This window comes from Micromonospora sp. NPDC005291, assembly GCF_040607415.1.
Taxonomy (GTDB): Bacteria; Actinomycetota; Actinomycetes; order Mycobacteriales; family Micromonosporaceae; genus Micromonospora.
In genome coordinates, this window is record NZ_JBEXGR010000011.1 from 91,181 (window position 1) to 108,800 (window position 17,620).

The window sequence follows — 17,620 nt, forward strand, 5'->3', positions numbered from 1 at the left end:
GAAGCACACGCCGTTAGAGATCAGGTGCAACGGGTAGTCGCGGGAGCTGAACCCGAGACGAAGGGGAACATCTGATGGCTGCCCAGACCAAGGTAGCGGTGATCTACTACAGCGCCACCGGCATCACGTACCAGATGGCGCAGGCCGTGTGCGAGGCCGCCGGGGAGGCCGGCGCCGATGTGCGCCTGCGCAAGGTGCGCGAGCTGGCGCCGGACGAGGCGGTCCGCTCCAACTCCGGCTGGGAGGCTCACCGCCTGGAGACCCAGGATGTGCCCGAGGCGATGGTCGACGACCTGGCCTGGGCCGATGTGGTGATCTTGGGAGCGCCCACCCGGTACGGCATGGTCGCCGCCCAGCTGAAGCAGTTCATCGACACCACCGGCCCGCTCTGGGCCCAGGGCGCGCTGGCCAACAAGGTCTACTCCGCCTTCACCTCGACGGCGACCTCGCACGGGGGGCAGGAGACCACGTTGACCTCGCTCTTCAACGTCTTCTACCACTGGGGCGGCATCGTGGTCACCCCTGGTTACACCGACACCAGCCAGTTCATCGCCGGCAACCCGTACGGTGCCTCGCACACGAGCAACAACGGTGAAATCGCCCCGGACGCCGTGGCGCTCGGCGCCTGCGCGCTCACCGCGCGGCGGGCGGTGCTGATAGGTGCCGCGCTGAAGGCGGGCATGGCCGGCTGACGGGCGAAGGCGACCGGTGGCGCGGGCGGGGGCTCTCGGCCCGCCCGCGCCACCGGTCGATCCAGCTCTACCCCGCGGCAGGGCGGCTATGCGCGTCCGCCCATTGCGGACAGCTCGTCCGTACGCGGAGCCGGCAGCAGGTCGCTCAACAGCTCGGTCAGCACAGCGAGCCCGTCCGGGCTGAGCACCGACTCCGGGTGGAACTGCACCCCGGCGAAGCCGCGCCCACGGAGGGCATGCACGGCGCCGTCGCTCGAGTCCCGGGCCAGCTCCACCGGCCCGTACGCGGTGGCCAGCCGGTCCGCCTCGGCGCGGGCGGTGAACGTCGAGTAGAAGCCGACCCGGCGGGTCCGGCCAAACACCCGCACCTCCCGCTGCAACCCCTGATAGGGCGCCTCCCGGCGGTGCAGTGGCAGCCCCAGCAGCCCGGCCAGCACCTGATGGCCGAGGCAGACCGCGAGGGTGGGGCGGCCGGTCGCCAACAGCTCGGCCAGCAGTCTCCGCAGCGCCACCATCTTCGGCTCGTCCGAGCTTCCCGGATCGCCCGGCCCGGGACCGGCCACCACCAGGTCGTAGGGGTCGACAGGGCCGCTCGCGTGCCACGGCCGCATGGTCACCGCGAGACCCAACGCGCCCAGTTGGTGGGCCAGCATCCCGGTGAAGGTGTCCTCGGCGTCCACGATCAGCACCCGGCGACCGACCAACCCGGGCAGGCCCGGTGCATCCGGTGACCGCTGGTCCAGCCAGAACCGCGCCAGCGGTGCGTTACGCGCGGCCAGCGCGTCGCGTACCGCCGGCTCGTCGGCCAGTCGCGCGACCGGTCCGCTGCCGCCGACGGGCGCCGCCGGCCCGAGGCCGAGCGCGGCCAGTACACCGGCCGCCTTGGCGTGCGTCTCGGCCACCTCGCCGGCCGCCGTCGAGTGCCGGACCAGGGTGGCGCCCACCGGCACCCGTAGCCGGCCGGTGGGGGAGATCTCGGCGGTCCGGATCAGGATCGGGGCGTCCAGCGTCTGCTGGCCGGCCTCGTCGTGGCCGAGCAGGGCCAGCACACCCGCGTAGTAACCCCGGCCTCGGCGCTCGTGCCGGGCGATCACCCGGCAGGCGTTCTCCATCGGGCTGCCCGTCACGGTGGGGGCGAACATCGTCTCGCGCAGCACCTCCCGCACGTCACGGGTGCCCCGCCCGGCGAGCAGGTACTCGGTGTGCGCCAGGTGCGACATCTCCTTCAGGTACGGGCCGATCACCTGACCGCCGTGCTCGGCGACGGTCGCCATCATCTTCAGCTCCTCGTCGAGCACCATGTACAGCTCCTCGACCTCCTTCGGGTCGGCGAGGAAGCGCAGCAACGCCGCCCGGTCCGGGGTGCCACCGGCAGACCGGAAGGTGCCGCTGATCGGGTTCATCATCACCAGCCCGTCGTCGACGCTGACGTGCCGCTCCGGGCTGGCGCCGACCAGAGTCCGCGCTCCGGTGTGCACCACGAAGGTCCAGTACGCGCCGCGCTCGGCGACCAGCAGCCGGCGCAGTGCGGCCAGCGCGGCCACCAGCGGTGGGCCCTGCACGGTGGCGTGCAGGGTGCGGTGGATGACGAAGTTCGCGCCCTCGCCGCGGCCGATCTCCTCGGCCAGCACCCGCTGCACGGTCCGCGCGTACTCCTCGTCGGTGATGTCGAAGGCGGCGTCGATGGTGCGGACCGGCTCGTCGGGCAGCGCGGCCAGGGCGTCGGCCAGGGTGATCCGCCGATGCTCGCGGACCTGGAGGCACTCCAGCGGGGCGCCGTCGTCGACGCAGGCGAAGCCGCGCTCGGTGATCTGCCGGAACGGCACCAGGGCCAGAGTCCGCGGCCCGGGCGTGCCCGGCGTCAGCGGGATGTCCGCGAGCCGGTCGACGGTGTCGACCGGGCCGGTGAACAGCTCCAGCTCGTCCGCGCCGTCGCGGTGCAGCAGCGCGAAGGGACCAGGGTCGACACCGTGGGCGACGGCGGCGAGCAGATCGGTCAGGTGGGTCATCGGAGTCTCCGTCAGGCCGGGCGCCGCCTGCGGGGCGGCCATCGGGCCGGGAGATCCGGCGGCCGCCTCGATGGCGGCCGCGTGGATGGAGCTACGCGCGGGAGATGGCCGCCGGGTTGGCGGGCCACCAGCAGGTCAGATGCGCGAGCATGTGATCCACCCTACGCGCCCGTCGCCCGGCTGGCACCGGGTAACTTGACCGGCGATGAACATTCTCGCGCTCGATCTGGGCACCTCCTCGGTACGCGGGCTGGTGCTGGACGCGGACACCCGACCGCTGCCCGGTGCACTGGCCCGGCGCAAGGTCGACCTGGCCATCGGTGACGACGGCACCGGCACCCTGTCCGGTCCCGCCTATCTCGCCTACCTGGTCGAGTGCCTGGACGAGCTGGCCGACGCGGGGCACCTGCACGACGTCGGCCTGGTGGCGGTCTCCGCCCAGTGGCACTCGGTGCTTCCGCTGGACCGCGAGGGCGCCCCGATCGGCCCGGTGATCACCTGGCTGGACACCCGGCCCGCGCCGGTCGGCGGTACGGCGGGGCCGGCCGACCCGGACGACTTCCACCAGCGCACCGGCTGCTGGTGGCACCGCTCCTACTGGTCGATGCGGCTGCCCTGGTTGCGCGAGCAGTCCGGCACCCCGATCGCCCGGTTCGTCGGCCTGCCCGAGTACGTGCTGGGCGAGTTGCTCGACGAGGCGCCCATGTCGGTCTCCCAGGCCTCCGGGACCGGTCTGCTGGACCTGGGCAGCCTGCGCTGGGACGAGGAGGCGCTGACGCTCGCCGGGGTGCGACCACAGGAGCTGCCGTCCCTGGGTGAGCTGGACTGGCACGGCCGGCTCCGGGCCGACCGGGCCCGCCGTTGGCCGCAGTTGGCGGAGGCCCGCTGGGCACCGCCGGTGGGTGACGGTGGGGCGTCGAACGTCGGTTCGGGCTGCGTCGACCCGAGCCGGGCCGCAGTCACCGTCGGCACCTCCGCGGCCGTACGGCTGATGCAGCGGATCCCGGCCGGCGAACCCATGCCACGGCTCCCCGAACGGCTGTGGCGTTACCGGGTCGACCACGACCATGTGGTGACCGGGGCGGCGTACTCCAGCGGTGGCAACCTGTTCGCCTGGGCGAACCGGGAGCTGCGGTTGCCCCGGGGCGCCGAGCTGGACGCGGCGCTGGCGTTGGTGCCGGCGGGCGGTGGCCGACCGGCCGACTCCCGCTTCGGTGGCGACCGGCCGCCCGGCCTCGCGCCGACTGGCAGCGGCGAGCTGCGCGGACTCAGCTTCAGCACCACCTCCGTGGACATCCTGGCCGGGCTGATGCAGGGGCTGTGCGAGCTGGTCGCCGAGGATCTCGCGGTGCTGGAGTCCACGATCGACAAACCGGTCGGTGTGGTGCTGGGCGGGGGTGCGGTGGCAGCCTCGGTGTGGTGGCGGCAGGCCTTCGCCGCCGCGCTCGCACCGCGACCGGTGTCGCACCAACGCAACCCGGAGATCGGCGCCACCGGCGCGGCGTTGGTGGCCCTGGGTCGGTTTGGTGACGCGGCCGACCTCGCCGACATCGGCCGGACGGATGAGCTGGTCTTGCCGACCACGGCAGGACCTTCCCGCCCGCAGTATCCTTCCTGAACCTCCGCGTTGCCCGGGCCGTTGACAGCGCTCCCGAGCCTGGTTGGATGGACTGCGCTCCCCGGACCGCGGTGGACGCGGTAGGACGGAGGAGACAGGGTGGCGGTAGCTCCCGACCCGGCGACCGGCGCGGTGTCGAACCATCGTCGACGCCGCTTCGACGTCCGCGTCGTTCCACATCGGCGTCGGTCACCGTTCCGGCTGCGGGACTGGCGGATGAGCACGAAGCTCGCCACCGTGCTGGTGGTGCCGTCGGTGGCGTTCCTGGTGCTCGCCGGCGTGCAGACCAGCGCGCTGGTGGGGCGGACGACGGCGTTGAACGAATTCTCCCGCCAGGTCGGCATCGGCCGGCAGATCACCGCGGTGGTGCACCAGCTCCAGCAGGAGCGCGACCGTTCGGCGGGCGAGCTGGGTGAGCTGCGTAGGGGTGGCGACCGGGAGACCGCGGCGACCGACCTGAAGCCGTTGCAGGCGGCCACCGACCGGGCGATCGTCGACCTGCGCCAAGCCGCCGAGCCGCTGGCGAACGCCGACGCGTCCTGGCGGGTCGCCTTCTCCGAGGCGCTGGAGGCGTACGACCAGGTGGCCGACATCCGTGCGGCGATCCCGCCGGCGGTGCTCAGCAACGACACCATCCTGAGCAACTACCACCGGGCAGTCGGCGCGATGCTCGACCTGCTCGCCGAGCCGACCCCTGGTCAGGACCAGCCGGCGTTGAACGACGCGGTGCTGCGCTACGTCCAGCTGGCCCGCGTCAAGGAGCTCTCCTCCCGGGTGCGGGCCCAGCTCTACGCCGCCGCCCGCGGTGGAGGCTACGGCACCGAGGACCGGGTGCTCCTCACCGATCTGCGCGCCCAGCAACTGACCGCGCTCGGCGCGTTCCGGGTGGCCGCGACGACCGATCAGATCCGCCGGTACGACGAGACCTCGGTGGCCCCGATGTTCGTGCTCGCCACCCGGCTGGAGGAACGCAGCCTGCCGGCCGGTGACGCGTCGCCGGAGGTGTTGCCGTCAGAGCAGTGGTGGTCGGCCAGCCAGCAGCGCCAGGAGCTGCTGCGGCAGCTTGAGGCGGGCGTGTTGGACGACGCCGTGCGGCAGGCCGACGACGCCAGTGACGGTCAGCTGCGGGCCACCCTGCTGGTCGTCGGCGGGGTCGTCGCGGTCCTGCTGGTCGCCCTGCTGATCTCGTTGCTCGTCGGGCGGTCGGTCGCCCGGTCGATGCGGTTGCTGCGTAGCCAGGCGCTCCGGATCGCGCAGATTGAGCTGCCGGACGCACTGGACCGCCTGAAGACCGTCACCGGCGGGGTGCCGGGAATCGAGGTCGCGCCGGCGGTGGTCCGCTCGCTCGACGAGATCGGTGAGCTGGCCGAGGCGTTCGTGGCGGTGCACCGCAGCGCGGTCACGGTCGCCGTCGAGCAGGCGCTCATGCGGCGCAACGTCAACGCGATGTTCGTCAACCTGGCCCGTCGCAGCCAGGTGCTGGTGGAGCGCCAACTGGAGCTGCTGGACGACCTGGAGCGCGAGGAGAGCGACCCGGACCAGCTGGAGAACCTGTTCAAGCTCGACCACCTGGCCGCGCGTATGCGCCGCAACGACGAGAGCCTGCTGGTGCTCGCCGGCACCGACTCCACCCGCCGGTGGAACCGACCGGTCGGTCTCGGCGCGGTGCTGCTGGCCGCCGCCGCGGAGATCGAGCAGTACCAGCGGGTCCGCATCGAGTCGGTGGCCGAGGTGCACGTGGTCGGGCACGCCGTCGGCGAGTTGGTGCACCTGCTGGCCGAGTTGCTGGAGAACGCCACTGCCTTCTCCCGCCCGGACACCACCGTGGTGGTGACCGCCCGGGTCGAGGGCGCGACCACCCTGATCGAGATCGCCGACCGTGGTCTGGGCATGAGCCCAGCCGCGCTGGCTGAGGCGAACGCGGTGCTGGCCAGCCCTCCAGCCGCGGACGTCGCGGCGGTGGAGCGGATGGGTCTCTTCGTGGTCAGCCACCTGGCGGCCCGGCTGGGCCTACGCGTGCGGCTGGACGGCGGCCAGGACGGCCTGGTCGCCCGGCTCGCGCTGCCCGCCGTGTTGCTGGCCCCGGCGGGCTCGGTGGAGCTGGATCCACCCGCGCCGGCTCGGATGCTGGCGACGAGCGCCGCTCGGGGAGTGGCTCCGCAGCCCCTGGGCATCCGGGAGGCCGGTGCCCCCGTGCCGGGCTTCGCAGCGCGGGACCTGCCGGTGGCCGGCCGTCCGCCGGGCGTCGCCGTGCCGCGCCAGGCCCGTCCGGTTCCGGTGCGCGCCGAGGACGTGCTGACCCCGGCCACCGCCCGCGACGACGGCGGGGGCTGGTGGTCGCGGCAGGGTCCCTTTGCGCCGGCAGTGCCCGTGGCGGCGGTGCCGCCGGCCATCCCGGTGACCGCCGGCACGAATGAACGAGGGCTGCCGGTGCGGGTGCCCATGGCGCAATTGTCCGCGGTCACTCGTTCGGCACAACCGGTGTCGACGCTGGCCCGCGCTGACCCGGACCCTGAGGCGGTCGGCGGCATGCTCTCCCGGCTCTACAGCGGAGTGCGGCGCGCCGAGGCCGAGGACACCACCGAGATACCCGTGCCACCGTCCGGGGGGCACGACGAAAGGGGACGACGACAGTGACGACGTTGAGCCAGGAGGCGCGTGACCTGAGCTGGCTGGTGAGCGCGTTCGCGGAGCGGGTGCCGGGCGTGGCGCACGCCGTGGTGGTCTCCTCCGACGGGCTGCTGGTGGCGATCTCCGACCACCTGCCCCGCGACAACGCGGACAAGCTCGCCGCAGTGACCTCCGGGCTGATGAGCATCACCGCGGGCGCGGCCCAGTTGTTCGACGGCGATATCGTCAAGCAGACGGTTGTCGAGATGGGCCGCGGCTACTTCCTGGTGATGCAGATTCGCGACGGTTCGATCCTGGCCACGCTGGCCGCCGGTGACGCGGACATCGGTGTGGTGGGCTACGAGATGGCCCGGCTGGCCAAGCAGGCGGGGGAGATGCTCACTCCGGCTCTGCGCGCGGAGTTGCAGCAGGCGCTGCCCCGCTGACTGGCCCGGCCGAGTCCCGGACGGTCACCGGCTCACCGGAGCCGAGCCGTCCGGGCCCGGCCGTCCGGGTGGCGGCCTGCTCAGAAGCCGCCGTCGGCGATGACGGAGCGGTACCAGGTGGCGCTGCTCTTGAGCACCCGCCGCTGGGTCGGGTAGTCCACGTAGACCAGTCCCCACCGCTGGTCGTACCCCTCGGCCCACTCGAAGTTGTCCAGCAGCGACCAGACGTGGAAGCTCTCCAGCGGCACCCCGGCGGCGATGGCCCGGTGCGCGGCGGCGAGGTGGTCACGCAGGAAGTTGATCCGACCCGCGTCGTGGACGGTGCCGTCCGCGGCCAGGGCGTCCGGTGTGGGCAGCCCGTTCTCGGTGACGGTGAGCGGGATGGGGCCGTAGTCGCGGGTGACCCGGGTCAGGATGTCGTACATCCCCTCGGGATAGATCTGCTGCCACTCGGCCTCGGAGGTCGACCAGCGGTGCTCGGTGCCGCCGTCGGCGGCGACGTAGATCGGCGTGTAGTACTGCACGGCCAGCAGGTCGACCGGTGCGGAGATGATCGCCAGGTCGCCGTCGCGGATGCCCTGGACCATCCGGCTCTGCGGGCCCAGGTCGGCGAGCACGTCTTCCGGGTAGCTGCCCTTGAGCAGGGAGTCCAGGTAGAGCCGGTTCTCGTAGCCGTCGTAGAGGCGGGCGGCGGCGGCAGCCTGCGGGGAGTCGTCGGCGGGGTAGCAGGGGTGCAGGTTGAGCGCGGGGCCGATCCGGCTGGCACTGCCGGTGGCCCGCAGCGCGCCGACCGCGAGCCCGTGCGCGAGCTGGAGGTGGTGGGCGACCAGGTAGGCCGCGTCCGGGTCCTGCCGGCCCGGGGCGTGGTGGCCGATGAGGTAGCCGTTCTGCACCACGGTCTTGGGCTCGTTGACGGTGAGCCAGGCCGGCACCCGGTCGCCGAGGGCATGGAAGACCGCGTCGGCGTAGTCGGCGAAGCGGTGGGCGGTGTCGCGTGACTCCCAGCCGTCGGCGTCCTGTAGCGCCTGCGGTAGGTCCCAGTGGAACAGGGTGGCCATCGGGGTGATCCCGCGTTCGTGCAGGCCGTCGAGGAGCCGGCGATAGAAGTCGAGCCCGCGCTGGTTGGGCGCGCCCGTGCCGTCAGGCTGGATCCGTGGCCAGGAGATGGAGAAGCGGTAGCTGCGCAACCCGAGGTCGCGCATCAGGTCAAGATCCTCGGCGTACCGGTGGTAGTGGTCAGCGGCCACGTCGCCGGTGTCGCCGTTGCGGGTGCGCCCGGGGACACGGCTGAAGGTGTCCCAGACCGACTCGCCGCGCCCGTCCTCCTTGGCGGCGCCCTCGATCTGGTACGCGGAGGTGGCCGCGCCCCAGCCGAAGTTGTCAGGGAAGCGCAGCGGGCCGGCGGGCCCGGTGGGTATCGACATGGATTCTCCTCATGGATACGGGGCCACCGCCGAGATTCGGGAGCGCTCCCATGATAGGGCAGGGGCGGCGGGCCCGGTCAGCCGGCCGTCGTGGCGGGCCGGCGGTGGCGGGTTGAGGCGGGTGGGGCCCCGAACAGCGAGCGAGGCCGCCGGGCGGCGCGGTGCGCCTGTCCCGTCGGCCTCTTTTCCCATCGAGTACGGGGGTTTAGTGTGGGGACGGGGGAGGGCAACCCCCGTCCCCACCGTAACTGCACACGCACGGGCGGAATTTGGGTCCTGCCGTGCGTGTCGCGCGGGAGCCGGGCCACGCGAGTGGCTCTGGTTCCACCTCCCTCCATGTGGCGGGACGATGGCTGACGGCGGCGTCCGGGCTGGCCCGTCGTCAGCCCTCGGGCTGGTTCCCCGGGTCCGTCAGTGACGGACCCGGCGATCTTCTTGTTGGAACCTTGTCGATGGAAGCGCTCCCATCGACCGATGTTGCGACTGTAACGCCCGTCACGCCATTGTGAAAGACCCAAAACGAGATCGAAACAAGGAGCTGATCCCGCCATCAGCACGCTTGTTGTGGGAGCGCTTCCATGGCAGACTGTCGATTCAACGCGACAGGAGCCACCTCGCGTGAATGCGGGTCCGCCGAGGGCAGCCGGCAGCACCAGTTCCGGTCACGGTCACCCGATCGCAGCCGGCGGGACCCCCTCCCGCGCAGGCCGCACCGCCGTACCCCGGCCGGGCCCGGGGGAGACCACCTTCCCGGCGCCTCGAATCTCCCGCGGACCACCACCCTCGCGGGCAGGCGCCTCGCCGGGGACCATCCCGGCCTGGTCCGAGGAGACACCGCGCACATGAGACAACTGGCACGACGCCGTCGCGTGGCGATCATCGCCGCCACCGTGCTCGCCATCGGCGGGGTGACCCTGCCCGCCGGCGCCGCGCAGGCCGCACCCGCCTGCGACGTGGTCTACGCGACCAACGACTGGAACACCGGCTTCACCGCCAACGTCACCATCAAGAACCTGGGCGACCCGGTCAGCAACTGGACGCTCAAGTGGACCTTCCCGAACAGTGGCCAGCGGGTCACCCAGGGCTGGTCGGCCAGGTTCAGCCAGTCCGGCAGCGAGGTCACCGCGACCAACGAGTCGTACAACGGCAACCTCGGCACCGGGGCCTCCACCACCATCGGCTTCAACGGCGCCCACTCGGGGAGCAACCCGAAGCCCACCTCGTTCACCCTGAACGGCACTCCCTGCAACGGCACGCCGGCCAACCAGCCGCCGACGGTCTCGCTCAACCTGCCGAGCGGGCCGTTCACCGCGCCGGCCGACGTGCCGCTGACCGCCACCGCCAGCGATCCGGACGGGACGATCAGCAAGGTCGAGTTCTACCGCAACGGTCTGCTGATCAACACCGACACCTCCGCCCCGTACGCCTACACCCAGGAGGACCTGCCGGCCGGCAGCTACACCGTCCAGGCCAAGGCGTACGACAACGCCAACGGCATCGGGGTCGCCGAGAAGGCGTTCACCGTCGGCGCCGCCAGCGGCCCGACGCTGGTCGCCACTCCGTCCGCGGTGAGCGTCAACGAGGGTGGCACCGCCACCTTCAACCTGAAGCTCAGCGCCGCGCCGACGGCCAGTGTGCCGGTGACCCTCATCCGCACCGGCGACTCCGACGTCACGGTCTCGCCGGCCAGCGCCACGCTGACCCCGAGCAACTGGAACACCGGGGTCACCGTCACGGTCGCCGCGGCGGAGGACACCGACACCGTCGGGGGCGCCGCCACCATCACCGCCTCCGCCACGGGTCTCGCTTCGCTGGCGGTCACCGCCACCGAGATCGACAATGACACTCCGGGCGGCGACAACGCCTACATCAAGAAGTTCCTCGACCAGTACGGCAAGATCAAGAACTCGGGCTACTTCAGCGCCGAGGGCGTGCCGTACCACTCGGTCGAGACGCTGATCGTCGAGGCGCCCGACCACGGTCACGAGACCACCTCCGAGGCGTTCAGCTTCTGGCTCTGGCTGGAGGCGAACTACGGGCGGGTCACCCAGAACTGGGCGCCGTTCAACAACGCCTGGACGGTGATGGAGAAGTACATCATCCCGACGCACGCCGACCAGCCGACCGCCGGCTCCGCGGGAACGCCGCAGTACGCCGCGGAGTACAACCTGCCCAGCCAGTACCCCTCGGCGCTGAACCCGAACATCTCGGTCGGGCAGGACCCGCTCCGCTCGGAGTTGCAGTCCACCTACGGCACCGGCGACATCTACGGTATGCACTGGCTGATCGACGTCGACAACACCTACGGATTCGGCCGCTGCGGTGACGGCACCACCAAGCCGGCCTACATCAACACCTTCCAGCGGGGCACCCAGGAGTCGGTGTGGGAGACCGTTCCGCAGCCGTCCTGCGACACCTTCAAGCACGGCGGTCAGTACGGCTACCTCGACCTGTTCGTCAAGGACACCGGCGCCCCCGCCAAGCAGTGGAAGTACACCAACGCCCCGGACGCCGACGCCCGCGCCGTGCAGGCCGCGTACTGGGCGCTGACCTGGGCCAAGGCGCAGAACAAGCAGGCCGACGTCGCGGCCACGATCACCAAGGCCGCCAAGATGGGCGACTACCTGCGGTACGCGATGTTCGACAAGTACTTCAAGAAGATCGGCAACTGCGTCGGGGCGAGCACCTGCCCCGCCGGCAGCGGCAAGGACTCGGCGCACTACCTGCTGTCCTGGTACTACGCCTGGGGCGGCGCGTACGACGCCAGCCAGAACTGGTCCTGGCGGATCGGCTCCAGCCACAACCACTTCGGCTACCAGAACCCGTTCGCGGCCTGGGCGCTGACCAACACCCCGGAGCTCAAGCCGCAGTCGTCGACCGCGGTCGCCGACTGGACCAAGAGCTTCGAGCGGCAGCTGGAGTTCTACACCTGGTTGCAGTCCGCCGAGGGCGGCATCGCCGGTGGCGCCACCAACAGCTGGGACGGCAGCTACGCCCAGCCGCCGGCCGGCACCAGCACCTTCTACGGCATGTTCTACGACGTCGACCCGGTCTACAACGACCCGCCGTCCAACCAGTGGTTCGGCATGCAGGCCTGGTCGATGCAGCGCATCGCCGAGCTGTACCTGCAGACCGGCAATGCGAAGGCCAAGGCGCTTCTGGACAAGTGGGTGCCGTGGGCGATCGCCAACACCACCGTCGGCACCAACTGGTCGATCCCGTCGGACATGGCGTGGACCGGTCAGCCGACCACCTGGAACCCGTCCAACCCGCAGCCCAACACCAACCTGCACGTCGAGGTCACCGTCAAGGGCCAGGACGTCGGCGTCACCGCCGCCTACGCCCGGACCCTTATCGCGTACGCGGCCAAGTCGGGCAACGTCGCGGCGAAGGACACCGCCAAGGGGCTGCTCGACGCGCTGTCGGCCGCCAGCGACGCCAAGGGCGTCTCCACCACCGAGAAGCGTGGCGACTACCGGCGCTTCGACGACACCTACAACGCGTCCACCGGGCAGGGCCTCTACGTCCCGTCGGGCTGGACCGGGAAGATGCCGAACGGCGACACCATCGCCGCCGGCAAGAGCTTCCTCGACATCCGGTCCTTCTACAAGAACGACCCGGACTGGCCCAAGGTGCAGGCCTACCTGGACGGTGGCGCGGAGCCCAGCTTCAACTACCACCGGTTCTGGGCGCAGGCTGACGTCGCCATGGCGTACGCCGACTACGGCAGCCTGTTCCCGAACGGCTGACAGCGACCCGGGGTGGGCGGTGCGTGTGCACCGTCCACCCCGGGTTCGGCCGGGCCCGGTAACGACGGCCCCGGCCGCCGGACGGCCTGACACCCACGGTCAGGCCGGGGTGGGTCGGCCATCTGGCCGACGCAGCGGATCGGCCGGCCCACCCCACCGCCCGGACTGGAGCTAGCCGCCAAAAAGCCCAGAAATTCGGGCCGCCACGGGATCACGCCGAAGTCGGCGACGGAGTAACGTACGTCACCGGAGAGGCCGCTCCCCCCGTGGCGGCCTCTCCACTTATTTGCCCCGCCACCGCCCCGATCCGCTCGGGTCAACGGGGCGGTGCGGCCGGGTCTCCGGTGACCGGATGACGCAGACCCGGGTGCCCGGCCGGCAACGACCGGCGCAGCACCACCCAGCTCAGTGCCAGCGCCGCGGCGACCAGCGGCCAGGTCAGGGCCACCCGGGCCACCACCAGCGCGAGCACCTGCCCACCCAGGTACAGCGGCACGAACACCGAGAGCCGCGCCAGGTAGGTCGCCGTCCACACCCAACTGGCCCGGCCATACCCGCGTCTCAGCGCCGGGTCGCGCCGCCACCGGGCACGCTGGCCCAGCACCGTGCCGACCAGCACACCGAGCAGCGGCCAGCGCACCACGATGCTGACCGCCCAGACGAGTGCGCTGGCGGCGTTGGAGAGCACCTGGATCAGAAAGAAGTTCTCGGCCCGGCCGGTGCGCACCGCGATCAACGCCGCGACGCAGACGGCCAGCAACCCGATCAGCACCGATCGGGGCCGGTCACCCCGACGCAGCCGTACGCCGGCCACCACCGCGCCGACTGCCAGCGCCGCGACGACCCCACCCCACAGCGACTCGCCGCCCAGCAGCCAGCCCGCAGCGAATGCCAGCGGCGGCAGGGTGGCATCGATGGCACCGCGTCGCCCGCCCAGCAGATCCGCCAGCGACTCGTCCCGTGCCGGCCCTCCAGGGCCCGGATCGGCGTCCGACCGCTGGTCCGGGCCGGGTGCGGTCGGGCCGCTGTCGCGCTCCGGTGTTCCGCCCACCACCGCCTCCTCGCTACCGGGACAACCTAACCGGCGACGGGCGGCGGGCCACCGCCCGGCCGTCCGACACCGGCCGCTACGGTGTGCGGATGCGCGCGACGGCACGGGGTTGGACCGCGGTCTGGTTGGTCGTACTGGCCCTCGTCCAGGCGGCTGCCTTTGTCGCCGTGTGGCGGGTGGCCGTGCACACCGAGATCGGCCAGTGGGTGGACACCGTCGCCCTGACAGGCAATCGGATCGGGCAGGACACTATCGACGGCCCCGTCGACCGGATCCTCAACGCGATGTCCGTGGTCTCCCTGCTGGCCGCCACCGCGACGATCGGCTTCATCGCGCTGATCCGGGGGCGGATCGCCCTGGCCATCACCGCGACCCTGCTGATCGCCGGTGCGAACGTCTCGACCCAGCTCCTGAAGCACGGGCTGAGCCGGCCCGACTACGGTCTCGACCCGGAGCGCGCGGGGGTGGGCAACAGCCTGCCCAGCGGGCACGCCACGGTGGCCGCGTCGGTGGCGGTCGCGCTGATGCTCGTCCTGCCGCCCAAGGTGCGGGCGGTGGGCGCCTTCATCGGTGCCGGCTATGCCGCCGCCGCCGGAGTCGCCACGCTCTCCGCCGGCTGGCACCGGCCCAGCGACGCGGTCGCGGCGTACCTGGTGGTGGGCGTCTGGGCGGCGTTGGCCGGGCTGGTCCTGCTGATCACCCAGCGGGAGCAGGCCGAGATCGCCCCCGGCGACGCGCACCGGATCGCAGCGCTGGTCCTCGGGGTGGGCGGTGTGCTCGCCCTGGTCGCCTGCGGGCTGTCTCTGGCCTGGCTGGTCGAGCTGCGCGACACCGGGCCGGACGAGTTGGCCCGCCGGCCACTGTTCGTCGGGTACGCGGGCAGCGCTGCCGGGATCGCCGGCACGATGGCGGTGGTGATGGCGCTGGCGCTCACCGTCGTGCACCGGTTGGTGCCCCGGGTCAAGGGCTGAGCCGGCCGGTGGACCCGGTCCGCACGGCGTTCTCCGCCGAGTGCGCGCGGCTCACCGAGATCCTGGCCGAGCTGGTCGACGGCGACCTCGACCTGCCCACCGACTGCCCGCCGTGGACCGTCCGGGAGCTGATCGCGCACGTACGTACCGGGATCGGCCGGCTGACCGACATGCTCGCCGCGCCGGCCCCGCCACGCGCCGAGGTGGACGCCGCCGGCTACTTCGGCACGGCGAAGTTCACCCCGCAGGTGGACGCGGACCGGATCGCCGGTGGTCGGCGCGACGCCCGACAGGTGGACCGGGCGGCGCTGGCGAGCGAGGTGGACCGGGCCTGGAGGGCCACCGACGCGGCGGTCGCCGCCGCGCCGCCCGATCGGGTGGTCCGGACCCGGCACGGCGACGCGATGCTCCTCACCGAGTTCCTGCGGACCCGGGTCGTCGAGGTGGGCGTGCACGGTCTGGACCTGGCCGCTGCGCTGGGCCGGCCCCCGTGGCTCACCGCTGCGGCGGCTGCGGTGATCGCTGATCTGCTCACGGCTGGACGACCGGCACCGGCCGGGTTGCGCTGGGACCGGCTGACCCTGATCCGCAAGACCACCGGCCGCGCGGCGCTGACCGCCCCGGAACAGGCCGCGATCGACGCGGCCGGCTTTCGCTGGCTCGCCTTCGGCCGCTGACCCCGATCGTCACTGGCTCCGGTCACTGGCTCCGGTCGCTGTCGGCTCCGGTCGCTGCCCGCCCAGGCGGGTCAGCTGGCGGAGCGGGGTGCGGGGACGTGGGGGGCGACGCCGCGCAGGTGCGTCAGCACCACCGGGTCGATCCGCCCTGGCACCAGCCGCTCCTCCAGGTTCTCCAGCCCGGCCCAGGAGATCAGCGCTGCCTCCGTCCCGTCTTCGACCACCGGATGGCCCAGCGCGCTGAGCAACGCCGCCACCTCCTCCGCGACCGCGCCGCTCAGGTCGAGCAGGGTGGCCGGGTCGGGCCGGCTGAACAGCATGGTGTGCACGGCGAGCAGACGACCCAGCTCACCAACCGGGTCCGGGTGGTCGTCGACGCGAAGATCGACCACCACGTCGCTGGTGCCGCCGTACCCGCCGCCGCGCTCGACCACCAGCAGGCCGGCGCTCTGCCGGCCGCGTCGGTCGCCGCCGGCCTCGTCGCCGGCCCGCAGCGCGGCGACCAGCCGCTCGGCGAACGGGAGCGCCGACCCCGCCAGCCAGGCATCACCGAGCGCGTCGACGACCTCCGGGCCGGTGAGCACGTTGCCCTGCGCGGCCCAGCCGTCACCGGTCCGCCCGCCGGCCCACGCATGGCAGGCCGGCCCGGTCCAGCTGGCACCCGGACCGCTGGCTCCCACGACGCCGAGCTGGCGGTGCTCCCGCTCGGGGTCGGCGGCGACCAGCCCGGCCACCACGTCGGCGGCGGCCACGCCGGTGCGCAGCAGGGTGAGGCCCTGCGGACGGTAGGCGAGGTTGACGTGCGCCTGGGTGGCCAGTGCGCCCACGTCGGCGGCGGCGGCCGGCACCAGCGCTCCGGCGGCGAGGAACTTGCTGGCGACCGCGACGCCGTGCAGGCGGCCATCGGCGGAGCGGGCGACAAGCGAGAAGGTCACCCGCCGAGACTAACCGGCCGCGCCGACAGGAGATCGCCGTGCGTCACTGCCTCAGAAGGGGTGGTGCGGCGGCGTCTCAGAAGGGTGGCGCGGGAGCCTCCGGTGGTGCCCCGCGCGCCCGGCGGGCGTCGGCGACCGCGACCGCGGCCAACACCAGCACCCCGACACCCGTCGCGGCCAGACCGGGCAGGAACAGCAGCGGCACCGCCGACGCCGCCAGCACCAGGAGGGCGATCCACCGGGATGGGGAGACCCGCGCGAACACCTCGTACTCAAGGCGGGCCCGACCGGCCAGGAACAGCGCCGGGCCGCCGAGCACCATGGCGAGCCATGGCCCCGGGATCCGCTCCAGCGGATGCTCGATGATCAGCTCGTAGCCGATCGCGGTCGAGGCAAGACCGATCACCATCAGCAGGTGGGTGTCGGCCGCCGAGCGGCCGATGTTGGCCGGGTGCCGGGCCTTCATCACGGCCTCACCCAGGATCCGCCCGGCGCGCTGCACATAGATCCGCCACAGCATGATCGAGGTGGCCAGCGCCAGCGCGAACGCCCACGCGTGCCCCGTCTCGTACGGCCCCCTGCTGTACGCGAAACCCGCCACCAGGATCGTTTCGCCCAGCGCGACGAGGAAGAACTGCTGGTACCGCTCGGCCAGGTGCTCCCCGGCGATGTCCCACCTCGAAATCGTCGACCGGCCCAGCCCCGGGACCGGCCAGCCGTACCGGCCGGCCAGGTATTCGATGATCAGTGCCGCCGTCCAGAGGATCACCTGCGCATTGACGGACAGCAGCGCACCGCTGATCCAGAACACCCCGCTGACGGCGTACACCACCGTCATGCGCACCTTCAAGCGGCGGTACGGGTGTGGTCCCAGCGCGATCGACAGGATCAGAGGGCGGATCACCTGCGCGACCACGTACGCCACCGCGAACATCAGGGCGGTCTGGCTGAACGCCCGGGGGATCGCCACCCCCATCACCATGCTGCACACCAACGCGGTGATCACCACGGTCTGCAGTGGCACCTTGTACGGGTCGTACCGGCTGGTCGTCCACGCGGTGCCCTGCCAGACCGCCCAGAGGGCGAGCAGCAACAGCAGGGTCTTGCCGCCGCCGGTGACCGTTCCCCAGCCATGCGCCCGACCCGGGTCTTGGGTCAGGTCCTCGAACGCGCGCGCGGAGATCCGGGTGAGCGCGAAGACGTACACCAGGTCGAAGAAGAGTTCCAGGAAGGTGGCCCGGTTGGGAGCGGCCGCCGCAGGGACCGGCTCCAGGCGTCCCGCTGCCCTGGATCCCATGGTCAGCGGCCTGCGCCGTTGGTCCGGTCCACCTCGAAGTCGTAACACCATCCGGTGGCACGGACGGCCGGAAACCGGCGATTCTGCCCAGTACGGGGATCTTGCTCGGGCACCCTGTCAACGGGCACGATCAATCGGTGA

12 protein-coding genes are annotated in these 17,620 nt (G+C 72.2%); 7 read left to right on the plus strand and 5 right to left on the minus strand.

What is annotated here, in order from left to right:
* Positions 1–74 precede the first annotated feature (74 nt).
* The gene (gene wrbA, locus ABZT18_RS17030) at positions 75–692 is read left to right on the plus strand and encodes an NAD(P)H:quinone oxidoreductase (protein WP_354992451.1); all 618 of its coding nucleotides are present in this window, start codon (positions 75–77) and stop codon (positions 690–692) included.
* Positions 693–778: 86 nt separating this feature from the next.
* Here wrbA and ABZT18_RS17035 read toward each other — a convergent pair whose 3' ends face one another.
* On the minus strand, positions 779–2,701 hold the full coding sequence (locus ABZT18_RS17035) for an anthranilate synthase family protein (RefSeq protein ID WP_354992450.1): 1,923 nt from the start codon (positions 2,699–2,701) through the stop codon (positions 779–781).
* A 205-nt stretch (positions 2,702–2,906) separates the two neighbouring features.
* Between ABZT18_RS17035 and ABZT18_RS17040 the strand changes: the two genes are divergently transcribed.
* From ABZT18_RS17040 to ABZT18_RS17050, 3 genes are all read left to right on the plus strand, one after another.
* Entirely contained in the window at positions 2,907–4,319 is a 1,413-nt protein-coding gene (locus ABZT18_RS17040; protein WP_354992449.1) for an FGGY family carbohydrate kinase, read from the plus strand.
* A 99-nt stretch (positions 4,320–4,418) separates the two neighbouring features.
* On the plus strand, positions 4,419–6,956 hold the full coding sequence (locus ABZT18_RS17045; RefSeq protein ID WP_354992448.1) for a nitrate- and nitrite sensing domain-containing protein: 2,538 nt from the start codon (positions 4,419–4,421) through the stop codon (positions 6,954–6,956).
* Positions 6,957–6,961: 5 nt separating this feature from the next.
* Complete coding sequence (locus tag ABZT18_RS17050) at positions 6,962–7,375, plus strand: roadblock/LC7 domain-containing protein (RefSeq protein WP_354992516.1); 414 nt, start codon at positions 6,962–6,964, stop codon at positions 7,373–7,375.
* Between the two features lie 80 nt (positions 7,376–7,455).
* On the opposite strand, the gene ABZT18_RS17055 is transcribed toward ABZT18_RS17050, so the two are convergent.
* Positions 7,456–8,799, minus strand: a complete 1,344-nt coding sequence (locus ABZT18_RS17055; protein ID WP_354992447.1) for a GH1 family beta-glucosidase — start codon at positions 8,797–8,799, stop codon at positions 7,456–7,458.
* An 842-nt stretch (positions 8,800–9,641) separates the two neighbouring features.
* Between ABZT18_RS17055 and ABZT18_RS17060 the strand changes: the two genes are divergently transcribed.
* Positions 9,642–12,548 (plus strand): glycoside hydrolase family 48 protein, encoded by a 2,907-nt coding sequence (locus tag ABZT18_RS17060; protein WP_354992446.1) that lies wholly within the window; start codon positions 9,642–9,644, stop codon positions 12,546–12,548.
* Between the two features lie 316 nt (positions 12,549–12,864).
* Here ABZT18_RS17060 and ABZT18_RS17065 read toward each other — a convergent pair whose 3' ends face one another.
* Positions 12,865–13,497: a DUF3159 domain-containing protein gene (locus ABZT18_RS17065; RefSeq protein ID WP_355251824.1), complete on the minus strand. Its 633-nt coding sequence runs from the start codon at positions 13,495–13,497 to the stop codon at positions 12,865–12,867.
* Between the two features lie 185 nt (positions 13,498–13,682).
* Here ABZT18_RS17065 and ABZT18_RS17070 point away from each other — a divergent pair, with 185 nt between their 5' ends.
* Together ABZT18_RS17070 and ABZT18_RS17075 are read left to right on the plus strand one after the other, a co-directional pair.
* On the plus strand, positions 13,683–14,570 hold the full coding sequence (locus ABZT18_RS17070) for a phosphatase PAP2 family protein (RefSeq protein ID WP_354992514.1): 888 nt from the start codon (positions 13,683–13,685) through the stop codon (positions 14,568–14,570).
* Positions 14,571–14,578: 8 nt separating this feature from the next.
* On the plus strand, positions 14,579–15,247 hold the full coding sequence (locus ABZT18_RS17075) for a maleylpyruvate isomerase N-terminal domain-containing protein (protein ID WP_355251723.1): 669 nt from the start codon (positions 14,579–14,581) through the stop codon (positions 15,245–15,247).
* A gap of 71 nt (positions 15,248–15,318) precedes the next feature.
* Here ABZT18_RS17075 and ABZT18_RS17080 read toward each other — a convergent pair whose 3' ends face one another.
* Together ABZT18_RS17080 and ABZT18_RS17085 are read right to left on the minus strand one after the other, a co-directional pair.
* A complete protein-coding gene (locus ABZT18_RS17080; protein ID WP_355251726.1) occupies positions 15,319–16,182 on the minus strand; it encodes a DUF1028 domain-containing protein in 864 nt (287 codons plus the stop codon).
* Positions 16,183–16,258: 76 nt separating this feature from the next.
* Entirely contained in the window at positions 16,259–17,479 is a 1,221-nt protein-coding gene (locus ABZT18_RS17085) for a low temperature requirement protein A (RefSeq protein ID WP_354992443.1), read from the minus strand.
* Between the last annotated feature and the right edge of the window lie 141 nt (positions 17,480–17,620).

What these genes read in the sequence shown, in the direction of transcription:
- wrbA (WP_354992451.1), top strand. Translation starts at nt 75, where the DNA reads ATGGCTGCCCAGACCAAGGTAGCGGTGATCTACTACAGCGCCACCGGC.
- ABZT18_RS17040 (WP_354992449.1), top strand. Translation starts at nt 2,907, where the DNA reads ATGAACATTCTCGCGCTCGATCTGGGCACCTCCTCGGTACGCGGGCTG.
- ABZT18_RS17035 (WP_354992450.1), bottom strand. Translation starts at nt 2,701, where the DNA reads ATGACCCACCTGACCGATCTGCTCGCCGCCGTCGCCCACGGTGTCGAC.
- ABZT18_RS17085 (WP_354992443.1), bottom strand. Translation starts at nt 17,479, where the DNA reads ATGGGATCCAGGGCAGCGGGACGCCTGGAGCCGGTCCCTGCGGCGGCC.
- ABZT18_RS17060 (WP_354992446.1), top strand. Translation starts at nt 9,642, where the DNA reads ATGAGACAACTGGCACGACGCCGTCGCGTGGCGATCATCGCCGCCACC.
- ABZT18_RS17055 (WP_354992447.1), bottom strand. Translation starts at nt 8,799, where the DNA reads ATGTCGATACCCACCGGGCCCGCCGGCCCGCTGCGCTTCCCTGACAAC.